This is a genomic window from Flavobacterium sp. LHD-85, assembly GCF_030929595.1.
Taxonomy (GTDB): Bacteria; Bacteroidota; Bacteroidia; order Flavobacteriales; family Flavobacteriaceae; genus Flavobacterium.
Map to the genome: position 1 here is coordinate 256,424 of NZ_JAVFVR010000008.1, position 13,882 is coordinate 270,305.

General features: G+C 36.5%; 8 protein-coding genes. 7 read left to right on the top strand and 1 reads right to left on the bottom strand.

Features of this window, described 5'->3' with window-relative positions:
- Positions 1 to 26: 26 nt before the first annotated feature.
- Positions 27 to 659 (bottom strand): nitroreductase, encoded by a 633-nt coding sequence (locus tag RB618_RS15075; protein WP_308069494.1) that lies wholly within the window; start codon positions 657 to 659, stop codon positions 27 to 29.
- A 271-nt stretch (positions 660 to 930) separates the two neighbouring features.
- Here RB618_RS15075 and RB618_RS15080 point away from each other — a divergent pair, with 271 nt between their 5' ends.
- The 7 genes from RB618_RS15080 (at position 931) to RB618_RS15110 (ending at position 13,742) form a co-directional block, all read left to right on the top strand.
- Positions 931 to 2,043, top strand: coding sequence for a taurine catabolism dioxygenase TauD (locus tag RB618_RS15080; RefSeq protein ID WP_308069495.1), 1,113 nt, complete (start codon positions 931 to 933; stop codon positions 2,041 to 2,043).
- A gap of 1,109 nt (positions 2,044 to 3,152) precedes the next feature.
- Positions 3,153 to 4,688: a peroxidase, FMP-type gene (locus RB618_RS15085; protein WP_308069496.1), complete on the top strand. Its 1,536-nt coding sequence runs from the start codon at positions 3,153 to 3,155 to the stop codon at positions 4,686 to 4,688.
- Between the two features lie 87 nt (positions 4,689 to 4,775).
- Positions 4,776 to 6,272, top strand: coding sequence for a ferritin-like protein (locus tag RB618_RS15090; RefSeq protein WP_308069497.1), 1,497 nt, complete (start codon positions 4,776 to 4,778; stop codon positions 6,270 to 6,272).
- A 45-nt stretch (positions 6,273 to 6,317) separates the two neighbouring features.
- Positions 6,318 to 8,630, top strand: coding sequence for a hypothetical protein (locus RB618_RS15095; RefSeq protein WP_308069498.1), 2,313 nt, complete (start codon positions 6,318 to 6,320; stop codon positions 8,628 to 8,630).
- The gene (locus RB618_RS15100) at positions 8,627 to 10,012 is read left to right on the top strand and encodes a radical SAM/SPASM domain-containing protein (protein WP_308069499.1); all 1,386 of its coding nucleotides are present in this window, start codon (positions 8,627 to 8,629) and stop codon (positions 10,010 to 10,012) included. Before RB618_RS15095 ends, RB618_RS15100 begins: the two co-directional genes overlap by 4 nt.
- Before the next feature lie 6 nt (positions 10,013 to 10,018).
- A complete protein-coding gene (locus RB618_RS15105; protein WP_308069500.1) occupies positions 10,019 to 11,512 on the top strand; it encodes a tryptophan 7-halogenase in 1,494 nt (497 codons plus the stop codon).
- A 478-nt stretch (positions 11,513 to 11,990) separates the two neighbouring features.
- Positions 11,991 to 13,742, top strand: coding sequence for an alkaline phosphatase D family protein (locus RB618_RS15110; RefSeq protein ID WP_308069501.1), 1,752 nt, complete (start codon positions 11,991 to 11,993; stop codon positions 13,740 to 13,742).
- The last annotated feature ends 140 nt before the right edge of the window (positions 13,743 to 13,882 follow it).

Sequence of the window (13,882 nt, forward strand, 5' to 3'; positions counted from 1 at the left end):
TTAAATTATTATAGTTCAGTTAATAATTATTTAAAAAAGGAGACTTTCTTTGATAAGGGGGTTCTCTTTTTTTTTGAAATTTTTAAATCAGAAGGATAATATCCGAGATAGAGTAGGCCAAGCGATTTCTCATTTTCGGCAAGACCAAACTGCGAAACATAATCTATTGCAACCTGCTTTGTGCTCCAGTAATTTCCAATTTTGTATGCCGTGCAGGTTAAAGCAATATTTTGAACGGCAGAAGACACAGCGGCAATTTCTTCCCATTCTGGAAGGTTGATTTTGGTGTTCCTTACCATGATAATGCCGATTAAGCAAGCCGCATTTAGAGGATAGTTTTTAAGATATTCCAATTTTTCAATCTTAGCTTGCGCATTGAGCTCCAGATAAGAATCTTTGAAATAATCTGCCATAAAAATGCCATATTGTTCCAGATATCGATCTTTTAAAACAAGAAACCTCCACGGTTCGGTCATTTTATGGTTTGGCGCCCAAAGCGCATTGGTCAAAATTTCATCTAATAGCTTATCTGGAATTTCCTTCTTGATAAAATCTCCTGCGTACACACTTCTTCTGGCTCGGATGATTTTTGAAATTTTTTTCTGTCGATGTAGATATTCTGACAGCTTGATTTCATTAGGTTTCGTACTAATATTCATATTTTTTTTAAAAATTATTTAAGAAAATTCTTTTTTTAAAATGTAAAACTAAATATATTTGTAAGTAGATTTTATTTAGAATGAATAAAAACAGTCGAGACAAATGTAGAAATTAATCTTTATAAAAAAAATAAAACGAAATAAAATTATCCGAAATTCTTTACATTTTAAGAATGTATTTGAATGATGTTTTATTTTTATATTGGTTGTTTTCAGTAGTTTGTGTTTTTTATTTATCCAAATTTTTATTAACTATAAAATAAATTAAGAAATGAAATCACAGTCAGTAATTGAAGATGAAATACCAGTTAGAGAAAATTATGTTTATCAAATTCCTACAAGTCCGCTGATCGTAGAAATTACGCCCCAAGAGAGAAATATTTTATCTAATGTTGGAGCTCTTTTAGAGAAGGCATTTCGCTCCTATGAAAACCCAGATTATATAGCAGCGCTTCATCTTTATTCTTACCAGCTGTTGCCTGAAAGAATAGCTAGGATTTTAAGCCAATTTGGAACAGACTTTTCAGCAGACCAGTATGGAGCTATTGTATTTAAAGGGCTTTTGGAAGTGGATCAGGAACTTTTAGGGCCAACACCGACGAACTGGCAAAGTGCAGACTACTCAAAACTTAATAAATATGGTTTTATCTGTTCATTGCTGCATGGAGCCGTGCCGTCTAAACCTGTTCAGTATTATGCTCAAAGAAAGGGCGGCGGAATACTTCATGCTGTTATTCCAGATGAAAAAATGGCGGCAACGCAAACGGGATCAGGTTCAAAAACAGATTTATACGTTCATACAGAAGATGCGTTTCTTCTCCATCAGGCGGATTTTTTGAGCTTTCTGTACTTGCGAAATGAAGAAAGAGTTCCCTCAACGCTTTATTCTGTGAGATCACACGGTAAAGTAAATTCTGTAATGGAGAAACTATTTGAACCAATTTATCAGTGTCCGAAAGACGCTAATTATGATGAAGAAATCAATGGTGGTCCGCTGGCTTCGGTTTTATATGGAAATAAGGAATTGCCTTTTATAAGATTTGATGCCGCAGAGCAGATTTTTAGCGAAAAGGCCGGACAGACTCCTGAAGCGCTGTACAATTTAACGGAATTTTGGAACGAAGCGAAAGAGCTGATAAATAGTGAATACATTCCTGATTCGGGAGATGTTATTTTTGTCAATAATCATTTATGCGCGCATGGAAGAAGCGCTTTTACGGCAGGACAGAGAGAGGAGAATGGAAAAATTGTGAAATGTGAGAGAAGACAGATGCTTAGAATGATGAGTAAAACAAGTTTGATTCATATTAGATCTATGACACAAACAAATGATCCATATTTTGTAATGGAAGAGCATCTGGGTAAAGTTTTTGATTTAGAATAAAAATACTAATGGCTATTTTTAAAGACATCATTTTTGATGTCTTTTTTTATGGAATTAATTAGCCATGCAGGTGACCAGAGAAATAAATCGATTTTTGGCTACTGTTGAGCAACAGGAATGTCGCTTTAAAAAATGGGAACTAGGGATTTGTATGGAATTCTGGCATCTCGATAGAATTGGACTTCAAAATTTTACAGAATCTATATGCGGTTCCTGTATCAGAATTCAATGTGCCACGATGTTGCCAGAAATCTTACATCACTACTTACTTCCAATATTTTTTGAGGTATAATTATTAGAACTTTAAGTTTTAAATCTCTTTACGCAATGTTATAATTAACTGCTTGAATCTTGATAATAGTGGTCCGAATCTTAGTGCTTAAAATGGTTCTCCTTGTAGATTTCATGTTATTATAATTAGCAGGAATAATGTTGGCTATCAATCAGTATTTTAGGTATTTCGTCTTTTTTGTAAAACTTCAAATAGCTTAGACCTTAGATTTTAGTCGAAAAAAAGGTGTCAACTGCAATTCTTAAATCGTGACAGCGCTGTATAATTATAAAATACAGCATAGACAGAAGTGCGTATTAGTGCATGATTTGATTTGTAGTTAATTGATATTCATTTTTTTGCTGCAGCAATTTATTGATGATTGTAAATGGCATTAAAAATCAAGAACCGGCAAATCAATTTAACATGTAAGAAAAAACAGGTAAAAACACTTAGTTTACTTCTGAAATTTTGCTTTAATATTGTAGGAATATATTTCAAGAGGGTTTGAGTGTTTTGTTCTATGAAGTTGAGCTGAAAAATAATAAAAGCATCCCTTTTTTTAATTACTTCTTGTTGTTTTAGTAATGTTTTATTTATGTTATTGTTTTATTTTTAGTTAGTTATGATTTTTGTGATTGAGAGCTATTGCCGTGAAGGGGATTGCTTTAAAACACTAAAACTGAATATCTATAGAATGTAAAAGAATAAAAAATCTCGTATAACCCCGAATCTATTGTAAGAATAGATGATTATTGATGAAGTGCCAATTCAGTTAGTCAACTGAACGTTGGTTACAGTATTATAACCATAAATTATTAACCATAAAACTTATATTATGTTACAAAGAAATGACCTTACGGGTGGTTTAAAAGAATCTGAATTAGCCGCAAATTTAGTTGGTGATGGTAATGAATCTTTATTGAAAGTTACTCCTAGTGATCAGGGTAGATTAGAAAAGCTGATGTCAAAATATAAGCAGCTCTTAATTGAAACCCCAATTAACCCTTTTCGTGAAGAAAATCTGCAGGAAATTGTTAAAAATGTAGATTATGGGGTTTTAAGTATGCTAGAAGGCACATGGGTTAGTTATAACGATAACCAAGGTAACCTGGTGGGAAGCGGTATACATACCACCATTATGCCATCTCCTGGAACAAATGCAGGAACAATTCCTGGGAAATATAGCTTTGAATGCGAAGAGTATATCGAAAAACTAACCTTTAATCTGGTTCCAGGAGGAGTTCGTAATCGTGGAGGAGCAAACGAGCAATTTTGCGGAGCGGTTAAATATGATCAAAGCATAAAAAGTGTCAATAGAGTTCCGGGTACGTCTTCTTTGGAATATACTCCGATTCACGAAGAAAACGGAATGTATTTATGGCTGAGCCAGATATTCAATTATGCAGCTACCAAAAAAACGATTGAAGAAGATCGCGGTATTCATGCTGTAGCACCAGATGATCCGAATAGACATTTATATAAAAGCGGTTATCAGGATGAGACTCTTTTTTTGGTTATAAACGAGAAAGGTGTAAAAGAATATGTAACGCTGGAAAATCTAAATGGCCGTGAGTATTATAATATTATAGCAGCCAAAGAACTTAAACCGGGAGCGGGCCAGACAGGAACGTATTTTATTCCTGATTATTCTATCTCCAGAAGCGGTGTTATTCCTCATGGAAGTACAGTAACCTTGCTGGGTGATCTAAAACCAAAGGGAAGCAGTTTTTTAATACAGGGTGCTCCGGCATTTCCAAGTGGGGATGCGGCTTGGAAGTATGATCATCTTTCTATTTCCCAAACAATGGGAGGTGCGGGCGCAAGTGAAGCCGACCCTATAAATCTAGACGCGCCACCACCAGCTTGGGTATTTGAAAAACTGGATCACAAAAATGACCCGCAAGAAAACAGAATTTATACCCAGCGCATACTTGCCCATCATTTATATCCTTATTCTGTGCGACCAGATTTACGTTTGCGCGATAATAACAAAGGAAAGGTGATTAAAAATCACGTTCGTATCGATTTATCATCCAAAAATAAAACAGGAGCGCAAGGAGGGATATTAAACGTTCCGTTTGTAAATCGTTTTGTTCCGACAGTCGAAATGAATATGAGAATGTGGATTGAAACAGTCGAAGAAAATGGCGTAGAAATTCTTCAGCTGCAATACGAGCAGATTATCTTTTTTGAATTTGATTTTGGAGATAACGGCGGCACTACAAGCTGGCCGCATATACAAGTCAATACACTTCGTAAGATAGACGATGTTTCTCCAGAGCAGAGAAGTCTGATCGAAAAACAATTTCCAAGCTCAAGCATCATTACTTCTTCAGCGTCAGCTTCAGAATGTCCTTATCATAAATCTTAAACTCATACGGGAATCACAGTATTTTTTCTATTGAAATGCTGTGATTCTTTTTCATTAAAAAACAAAGATTAACTAACTAAAGATACCATGAATTACAACGAAAAAAGAGATCATTATATCTCTCCAATATTAGAATGGGCGAGAGCCAATGTAGCCCCACAGCAAAATTTTGCCAAAAGTATGGCTATGGCCATTGGCGATGCCAAAAGCAATTGCGAGCGTTTAAACGAAGCAGAACCTTTTAAAGTGCCTTCCCAGTTTAATGGGAAAGACTACATAACAATGTTGCTTCAGATTGATGCCGAAATTGAGCAGGGGCTTATGCTGCAATATCTGTACTCTGCCTATAGCATGGGAGGGTCAAAGGTTCCGGAAAAGTATCAGGAAAAAGTGCATACCTGGCAAAATATTATTCTGGGCATAGCCAAGGAAGAAATGGGGCATTTCATTTCGGTTCAGAATGTATTGAAAGTAATAGGAGCTCCTTTAAATTTTGGAAGAGAAAGTTATCCTTGGGACAGCCCTTTTTATCCTTTTCCTTTCACGCTGGAAAAATTCTCTCTTAAATCACTTGCAAAGTATGTATATGCCGAGGCACCCTGTGAATGGCTTGCAGGTGATGATCCTCTGGCAGTTGAAATTAGAACTTCTGTAGATTCAACAGTATCTGATCCCCATACTGTTGGAGCATTGTTTGTGGTACTGCTTCAGTTAATTAAGGATCCTGCAGTAATATCAGATGAGACTTTTCAGGCTGCGACATACAATTATCAGGCAAAATTTGATGAGTGGGGACGTGGATATAAGGGGGGAAGCAGAGGAAGTGACGGACAAAGTATTTATACAAAAAGTCCTGATGTACTGGTAGCTCCGTTATTATCCCGTGATGATGCTTATCAGGCATTGTCTGAAATAGCAGAACAAGGAGAAGGTTTGGAGACTGATGATGCTTTGCCATCTCACTTCGAACGTTTCTTGCACATTTACAAAGAGTACAAGGAGATACTAGAAGAAACCAATAACAAATTTGACCCTTCCAGAAATGTGGCTACGAATCCTTATGTAGGCTCAGAATCTGATTCAAAAGAAAAATTAGGTGCAGCAGGTTCGGAAGAGGAAAAACAAAGTGATGAAATTACAAGTCCTGAAGCAATACTTTGGGCCAACTTGTGTGATATTCGCTATCGATTATTACTTAACTTTTTAAACCACAGTTTTTTATTGGATAATGGTTTTAATAATTCAGGAAACTCTTCTCCTCGCGGTATGATTATCAATTCGGCATTTGGTGAAATGTATAATTTGAGAAGTTTAGCTACTATTTTGGTTCAGACCCCAATTTCAAAGAATAGTTCTAAAGTAGCGGGACCTCCATTTACACTGCCTTATACGTTTGATTTGCCATTTGGGGAACACAATCGATGGAGATTGCACAGAGATCTTCTGGAAGCTTCAAATAACATCATCATGCAGCTGAAAAATTATAAGATCCAGCCGCACATTCAATATTTGAACGGACTGCAAGAGGCTGATCAAAAATTGCTGCAGACAATTGCAAGTTTAACAGAAGAGAATCTGGTATAGTGTCAGATCATTTTTACTCCCATTAATTATTAAAAGTACCACGATATGAAAATTATTGAATTAAGAATTCTTCCGCCAATTGCAATTGGCAGACTTGGAGAATCAAAGAAACCAATGGATGCATACGATCTTCAATTATCAAAAGAAAAACCACTTGATTATAGAGAAATCATTCCTAAAACGACATTATCAGTCGATCCGAAAACAGGAGAAATTACGTCTCACCAACCCTTAAAGATAAAATTTAAAGAAGTGCTGGATTTGGAAGATAGGAAAGGAAAGATTCATCCTGTTTCTCCTTTTCTTGAGGTCTTTGCCATTACAGATCAAAAAACAGACGAATTAGTACCTGTTACAGAAGAATTGCTAAAGAAGTCGGGATTAAGTCTGAAAGACATCAGCTGGGATGTACACGTGGGAAACATCAAAATATTTAGAAGAACGGGTGATGTAAACGATAAGATGGAAGCGATTTTAAGCAATATTAATTCGCACGAGCTTAAGCCATTATTAGCCGACTGCAACAACTTTCTCCCAAATAAAAAACTGCCATTAGGCTCTGTCCAGTATGTGAAGCCAACAAAAGATTTTCCAGAGCTAAGATTACGTTATACGCCGGCTGGAGGAAAAGTTTATGGTTCAAGTTTATATAAAAATACAGCGTCTGGTGTTGACGATACAGAAATAGATCCTACTTTTAAAAAGGAAAATGGAGAAGGAGATAAAGATAGAATATTGTATGATATCAGTAAAGGAAAAGGAACCTGGCGCGGTTACAAAGAAGGCAGTAACCCAAATATATTCTATACCGTTCCGGCACAAATTTTTGCCGGGTATTCTTGTACCGATGAAAAAGGCGAAAGCTGGCAGGTAAGCTGGGGCTATATTGATGATGAATGTGATGGTTTTGTAACGGTTAAACTAAAAGTTTCAGACGAGAAGACCCTAACAGCCAAAGCGCATATTAGTGCCGGACCTCCTTCTTTTGCGCCAGATACTTTACCAATTCGTGTAGTTTCAGATGAGCTTGAGCAAATTATCGAAGGAACCGATATCGAAGGAGAAGTCAGTATAGAAGAAGCCGAAGAAATTATCCGCAGGGCTTTTGAAACCATTCGTCTGATGAATACAACGATTATGAATGGCAATAGCTACGAGGGGAAACAAAATGTTGCCAGTACAATGGTACGCCAGAATACTAATGATTTCGGACGTCTTTTTGAGCCTATTATGGCCACTTCACTCGTTGATAATCTTGCTTTGCAGCTCTTGCATGAAAGAGTATTCAACGGATTAAGTTCTGGGGCTTCTCCATGGTTTGGAGATGTATTGCGCAGGCCAACAGAAATTGGCGATTTATCAAGCAAAGCACTTCGAAAAATGCCTGCCTTAATGCGTGGTGCAGATGGAAGATCACTAACTTTTACCTACCGACAAATTAATACAATCATAAAAGCGGCGACTAAATCGATCTTTAACGACAGTAACCCTGATACTTTGCCAGCATCTTACGGTTCACCGCTTAAAGCTTCAAATTTAACTGCACAATTGCACTATAGAGGAGTCGGGAATCCTATTGCGGTTTTGCCAAGAACAGCCATCTCAAATTGCTATCCGGGACTTGAATTTGATTTTAGAAACCTTTGGAGAAGAGCTTTTATCGGCATCGTTCTTATGGAAAATAATAACTATGTACTCGAAGCAGCAGATTCAAATTTAATTGGGCATAGGCTGGTAGCCATAGAAGGAAAAGCTACAATGGTGCAAACTTTTGGCCCTGTATTTCCTGATGGGGATAATGTGCCTTTAAAAACAAATGCCAATCCTAACGGCGTTTCGTTTATGGAATGGTCAAATTCTATGGTTGAGGTTTTACAAAAACAAGGGCAGGAAGTTACCTGTCATTTTACGGCAGAACCTTCACTTGAAGAAGTAGTGGTAGATTTAAGCCAGTTGAATGACCCTAAAAAGTATATTCCGGTAAAACTGGTTGTAAATAAAATATTTGATGGCAATAGCGCAGCATTTTCAGATACTGTTTTAAAACCCGGAGAATTAACACAAGGTCTTTGTGCTCCCTGGCAAAATGATTATCGCGAATGTTCTTGCTATTACTGGGCAGCCAGCAGACCTGATTTTGTAAATATTGTTCCAGACGAAAATGGCTTGAGCACAGGTGATTTATGGATGTCAAAAAAGCGAACAGGATCATATATTCCGGATGACTGGAAAAATACAAGATTAATCTCGTATCAGGATCTTTTTGTAAACTGGCAGGGAGAACTTAATTTCATTATTGAAGGAAAAGACGCGATAGAAAGCAGTATAGTAAAACCTAAACCAGGAGACAAGAAATGATAGGGGCTATTGAAAGATTTTCTCAGGAGAAACAAAATAACCTGATTGCCACCAAGCTGGCACAGGTTATTGTTCCGCAGTCCAGACCGCGCTCGGCCAAAGCACATTTGGTAAAGGGCGGACAGGTGACTCAGATTTTTATTCCAAATGGAAGCAGACTATATACTATTTCTCCCGAAATAGAACAAAAAATTGCTTTTTTAATGAATGAAAAGGATGAAAATGCCCTGCAAAATGAGCTAGCACTTTTAGGCATTGATGCTCCGGAATATATTACAGATGAACCTTTGCAAGGTCCGCCTTTGTATGCTTTGTCATTAGCAATAGCTCAGAAATGCAATATGGGATGCACCTATTGTTATGCCGATCAGGGTGACTTTGGGGGACCTACAAAAAGTATGTCCTTAGAAACGGCTTTTAAGGCCATAGACCTATTGCTGAAAGATTGTCCCGAAGGAGGAAAAGCACAACTTACCTTTTTGGGCGGTGAACCTCTTATTAACAGAAAAGCAATTAGAGAAGCTACCTTATATGCTGAAACAACCGCAAAGAAGAAAAACATTAAGGTTAGTTATTCGATTACGACAAATGGTACTTTGGTAACAGAAAGTGATGCGGAATTTTTTGAAGAATATGGTTTCTCAGTCACCATAAGTTTAGACGGAATAGGTAAAGATCACGATCTGAATCGACCAATGAAAGGTGGAAATGGGAGTTACGACAGAATCATAAAAAACATTCAGCCTTTACTGGCTATGCAGAAAAAAATGCAGGTCTCAGCAAGAGTAACTGTAACGCCAGAAATTACCAATCTTCCAGAAGTTTTAGACGAGTTTGTTCGTATGGGATTTCACGGTGTGGGTTTTTCTCCTTTGTTAAAATCCAGTAACGGACAAAATGAAATGAATAAAGAACAGCTGTCTGTCATGCTGGAAAATATGATTGCCTGCGGACTTAATTTTGAAAAAAATGTATTGGAAGGAAAACGTTATCCTTTTTTGAACATGGTAAATGCATTAAAAGAAATTTCAAAAGGAACCCACAGACCTTATCCTTGTGGTGCCGGTGCGGGATATATGGGCGTATCTGCAGATGAAGAACTATTTGCCTGCCATCGTTTTGTAAATGAAGAAGCAGGAAAAATGGGTAATTTGACAGATGGCGTACAACCTGATCTGCAAAACAGCTGGCTCGCCAATAGACATGTAAATACACAAGAGCCATGTTCGAAATGCTGGGCTCGTTATTTATGCGGAGGAGGTTGCCATCATGAAGTAATTGACAAAGGAAGGCCTGCCTGCGATTATATCAGATCATGGCTGTTTTATACCATACAAGCCAATGAAAGATTATCGAGATTAAAACCCAATTGGAATAATTAATTGATAATGAAAAGATTTCCTAAAACTTTTGACGTTTTTGTTCTTGGAGCAGGTCCTGCGGGATTATGTGCGGCAATACGTTTATTAGATATGGGCTATACAGTAGGAATGCTGGAGCAGGAGGAGTTTCCCAGATCACAAATTGGGGAGTCTCTTTCTCCCGGAATTCGTAATATTTTCGACTATTTGAATGCAGGCCATTTATTGGAAGATGCTATGTATTTAAATACTATTTCTGCCAAGGTTATTTGGGAGAATAAAGGACATATATACGAACGGTTGGGACAAAATAATGGAGGCATAATTGTAGACAGAAGGAAACTCGATCAGGAACTGCTTCAATTTAGCGTTTCGAAAGGATTGTATTTGATCCAGCCAGGGAAATTAAAACAGTCAGTCAATGACCAAAACGGATGGACTTTAGATATTGTGCATAATTCATCTGAAATCAGAATTAACTCAAAATTAGTTTTAGATGCAAGAGGACGTAAAGGAACGCTTTTGAATGAAAGAGTTCCTATTGCGCCTCCTGCTATTGCAGTCTGGACACATATTGATAATAATGCGGTTTTTAATGAGGCATTTGTTGAGGCTGTTGATGATGGCTGGCTATGGGGATCTCCAGTATGTGGAAATCGCTATCGCATTATGGCTTTTACGGATACGGTGCAATTCAAAAAAAGCGAATTGCATCTTTTGGATTTAATGCGCAAAACCGAATTATTTGCACCATTTGTAAATCAGTTAAAAGATAATGCTGTTGAAAGCTGTTCTGTTACATCATTTGTTAGTCAGATGCCTTGGAATAATCAGTTTATAAAAATTGGTGAAGCGGCTTTTACATTAGATCCGCTTTCGTCTACTGGTGTCGAAAAAGCAATGCGTTTTTCTTTGCAGGCTGCAATTGCAATAAATACTTATCTGAAAAATCCGGATTCAGAACATCCAAAGAATTTCTATGAAGAAAAATTGATAGAGTCGGTTGTAAATCATGCACACTGGACCACTGATTATTATCAGAATGCCTGGGCTTGCCATGATAAAACTGAATTCTGGATAAAAAGAATCAATTTCCGATTGGATATTTCGAACCATAAAACAGCATTTACAAACAAACTGGAAAAAGAATTTAATACTGAAAAATCAATATTTGATCATAAACAGACAGCGCCAATACCTGTTGATTATATCTTGCACCAACTTTGGAATGAAGAAATAGCAGTTTCTCCAAATATTACATTTAAATCTGTATACGCTATCGATAATGATTGCATAGTGATAAAACAGGCATTAATGCACCCTAATCTGGAACGACCACTAGTTTATTTGGATCAGGTAGAATTATTTCCGCTTCTTAAAAGCATGAATAGTAAACCCGTCTCCGATATTGTTATTTATTTGAATAAATTTATGACAATAGAAAAGTCTAAGAAAATAGCGGTATTTCTTTTATCGAATCAATTGCTTACTGTAGCTCAAAATTCATGTAGTTTGCGTTAGAATTTTGCCAGCACCATGATCCAGAATTTGAGTTGTAAAAACTCGAACCATAAAATATTAGGCCGTAAAGACATAAAAAAAATCTACAAATTTGTGTATAAAAAAAGAGATAACTATTTACTAGAGTAAGCAAAAAGGGCAAGCGGCTGTATTTTCAAAAGACTGAACTACTTGACTGGATTAAGTCTGGACGAATTAAAACTATAGCAGAAATTCGAAAAGAAGTGAATAATAGGTTAGAGGAAGATATTAAAATTAAGAACTGCATATTTTTTGCAGTTTTTTTATTTATACCCTATTTGTATCTCTAGTCAATGCATCCTTTGCAAATTCTGAAAAGTGAATTTTTGGGATGTTTATACTTTTAAGAAGCTTGTAAAACAATATTTATATAGTAAATATATTGTTAATATAATTTTAAAAGTGCCGTAACTTCAATTCTGATAATAGATTGTTTTTTTGATATAAAATTTTTTTTATGGAAAACAACAATGATTTTAGCAGAAGAAGGTTTCTTAGAAATTCTTTATTGGCAGCTGGTGGGATTTTCATCGCACCTCTTATTGAAAGCTGCAGTGATGATGATAAAACCGATAACAGCGGTGCGCCAGTCGGAATGAAAAATGAAGGGTTCGAAACAGGAGTAGCCAGTTTTGATCCAACAGAGACAGGTGTGATTATCTGGACAAGATATTCAGCAGGTTCAGATGCTGAAATTACTTGGGAGATTAGCAAAGATGTCACATTTTCTGAAGTAACCAGAAAAGGTCAGGCAAATGCTTCGTCTGCAAATGATTTTACAATAGCTGTAGATGTTCAGAATATTACCTCTAATACAAAATACTATTACAGATTTTACAATGCTAAAACCAAACAGGTAACCGTTACGGGAGAAACGCGTACGCTGCCATCGAAAACAGATTCAGTTAATGATGTAAAAATGGCTGTTGTCTCCTGTTCTAATTTTCCAGCAGGACTTTTTAATGTATACGGTGCAATAGCATCTTCTGACGCAGACGTAGTGGTGCATTTGGGCGACTATATTTATGAATATGCTCCGGGTCAGTATGGGACAAATCCGTTTACAAATCCGCTTGGCAGAGAACACAAACCAGCGAAGGAAATTACAAGTCTTAGCGATTATAGAGAACGTTACAGACAATACAGAGGAGATAAAAACTTGCAGCTTCTTCATCAGAAAAAGCCTTTTATATGCGTTTGGGACGATCATGAATTTGCCAATGATTCCTATAAATCAGGCGCCGAAAACCATCAGCCTTCGGAAGGTGATTTTCAGATGAGAAAAATGGCTGCATTTCAAGCCTACAGCGAATATATTCCTCTTAAAACAGGGAAAGATCTTAGAATTTATAGAAGTTTTAATTTTGGAAATATTCTTTCGCTTTATATGATGGATACGAGAGTTATTGCAAGAGATAAACAGATGAGCTATGCTGATTATATTGATAATGGAGGAAATTTTGATCAAACAAAGTTTAAAACTGATCTTTTAAGCACAAGCAGAAAATTAATTGGAAATGAACAGATGACTTGGCTGGGATCACAGATTAATGCAGATACCGCCAAATGGAAAGTATTAGGTCAGCAGATTTTAATGACGAAAATGATGATTCCAGCAGAATTATTAATGCTGCTTAATCAGATTTTGGCAGAAGTGGATAAGTTAGGAAGTGCACAGCCAGCTACTATGCAGGCACTAATTAATGCAATATCTGCACTCGTTGTTCTTAAAATGAGATATCAGCAAAAAGATCCTTCTTTAACTGCTCAGGAAATTGCCAGAATTACAACCACTTTGCCTTATAATCTAGATGCTTGGGATGGTTATTTTGCCGAAAGAGAACAGCTTTATGCCATGCTTTCAGGAAAAAATGTTGTCGTGTTGGCGGGAGATACTCATAATGCTTGGATGGGGAAACTTACTGATATGCAAGGGAAATTTATAGGAACAGAAATAGCTTGCAGTTCTGTTTCTTCTCCAGGATTGGAAGCTTATCTTGGAATTACATCCGATCCTTCAAAAGCGATTGAATTGGCGCAGGCCTTTTCAGTATTGATAGATGATTTGGAATATGCCAATTTATACAAACGAGGATATGTCTATTTAAAATTTACAGCGTCTGGTTCTGAAGCTGAATGGCGATTTGTAGATAGTGTAACAACTGAAACGACCAATACCATTACAGAAAAAAAATACACTATTGCATAGTAAGTTTTTTGAGTGGTAAAGGTGCTTTTTTTAAAGTGCAAAATAGTAGATTAAAATAAAACGGAATAGGAGTGATCTTGTTCCGTTTTTTTATGAAGTTGATTTAACACAAAGTTAAATTAACTTCTTAGGTATTTTTT

What these genes read in the sequence shown, in the direction of transcription:
- RB618_RS15075 (WP_308069494.1), bottom strand. Translation starts at nt 659, where the DNA reads ATGAATATTAGTACGAAACCTAATGAAATCAAGCTGTCAGAATATCTA.
- RB618_RS15080 (WP_308069495.1), top strand. Translation starts at nt 931, where the DNA reads ATGAAATCACAGTCAGTAATTGAAGATGAAATACCAGTTAGAGAAAAT.
- RB618_RS15085 (WP_308069496.1), top strand. Translation starts at nt 3,153, where the DNA reads ATGTTACAAAGAAATGACCTTACGGGTGGTTTAAAAGAATCTGAATTA.
- RB618_RS15090 (WP_308069497.1), top strand. Translation starts at nt 4,776, where the DNA reads ATGAATTACAACGAAAAAAGAGATCATTATATCTCTCCAATATTAGAA.
- RB618_RS15095 (WP_308069498.1), top strand. Translation starts at nt 6,318, where the DNA reads ATGAAAATTATTGAATTAAGAATTCTTCCGCCAATTGCAATTGGCAGA.
- RB618_RS15100 (WP_308069499.1), top strand. Translation starts at nt 8,627, where the DNA reads ATGATAGGGGCTATTGAAAGATTTTCTCAGGAGAAACAAAATAACCTG.
- RB618_RS15105 (WP_308069500.1), top strand. Translation starts at nt 10,019, where the DNA reads ATGAAAAGATTTCCTAAAACTTTTGACGTTTTTGTTCTTGGAGCAGGT.
- RB618_RS15110 (WP_308069501.1), top strand. Translation starts at nt 11,991, where the DNA reads ATGGAAAACAACAATGATTTTAGCAGAAGAAGGTTTCTTAGAAATTCT.